The organism is Oleiphilus sp. HI0086, from assembly GCF_001635225.1.
The window spans coordinates 1-1,225 of the sequence record NZ_LWFZ01001382.1 but is presented as its reverse complement, the minus strand read 5'-3'; the positions used below and the strand labels follow the sequence as shown (position 1 = coordinate 1,225).

2 protein-coding genes are annotated in these 1,225 nt (G+C 47.3%); both read right to left on the bottom strand.

Annotated elements, in window-relative coordinates:
* The coding region (locus A3756_RS23645; protein ID WP_197481502.1) for a TAXI family TRAP transporter solute-binding subunit at nt 1-762 on the bottom strand (762 nt) is incomplete at its 3' end.
* Nucleotides 763-829: 67 nt separating this feature from the next.
* Nucleotides 830-1,225, bottom strand: a 396-nt coding sequence (locus A3756_RS23640) for a nuclear transport factor 2 family protein (protein WP_368664621.1), incomplete at its 5' end; no start/stop codon positions are given.

The following is a 1,225-nucleotide window of genomic DNA, read 5'->3' as shown; positions in this document are numbered from 1 at the left end:
TGGCACGGCAGCTTCGGGGTAGGCCGGGTGATATCGAAGTGAGCCACTCAATAAATTGATATAGTGAGCTTCATGAAGCTGGCTTGCGAGTGCTTGGCCATGATCAAGCGGCAATAACTGGATCGCCGGGTTATCATATAAGGCTTGAAGATAAGGTGCGCTAAGTGGCGCAACAAAAAATGCCAGGTCGAGATTGCCCGAGAGTAGGGCTTCGGAAGCGGCTTTGCCGCCCAAGAATGCTTCGGGAGCTGTATTATTACTGAGGGCTGGCGCAGCGCTAATCTCTGCTAATTGCTCAACTACAGCTCGAGTACCGCTACCTTGTGCACCCAGTGCAACGCGTTTCCCTGTCCATGAAAACGGGTTGCCGTTGACTTGGGCTTCAACTCTGGCGAAGGCTAAGAGCGGCTCTGGAAAGACGGCTGCCAATGCGTTGATATTGGGGTTGCTTGATTTAATGCCGCCTTGGATCAGGGCGATGTCTACCGTGCTATTCGTGGCATCAATCAGTTTACTATTTTCGCGTGAACCAGCGGTTTCGACTATCTCTAATTGAAGACCATCCTCAGCTAAAATTTCTCGGTATTGTTGCGCTATTTGATAATAGGCACTACCTTCTACTCCCGCTGCTATTCGTAGCTGGTCTGGTGGAACCAGGCGCAGGCCAAGCACTAGGCCATAGAGCGTCGCGATGATCGCTAATGTAGCCACCACATAGCTTAATACATTTGAAAGACTTGGGAGTTTCAAGGATCTTTTCATATCAATAAATCTCTATTTGGCTTGTCATTAGGAAAACTGCACAGCGAGCTTCCCCGTGATGACGAGTTTATTGTCCTTGTTGAAATTTTGCGAGCGCTTCACCCATTGCCTTGTGAACGGCATTGATGCCCTGAAGAGGGCGCAGCATGACTTTGAATTCAGTTATTTGATCATCTTCGTTCCAGGTGATCATGTCGACACCATTGACGGTTTTGCCGTCAATAAGGGTTTCGAATTCGAGCACGGCAAAATGGTCGTTGTAAACTTCTTGAATATATTTGAAGTGTTCATTCGCAATCGTTTGCATTGCGCCCATTAGGTATAGTTTTGTAATGGCTTTGCCTCTTTGCGGAGTATGAACTACCGGAGAAAACATCGTGGCGTTATCAGCCAATAAATTGTCTAGAGCATTGATATCTCGTGTTTTCACAACAGTATGCCAGTTCTGAATAACTTTAGGAGC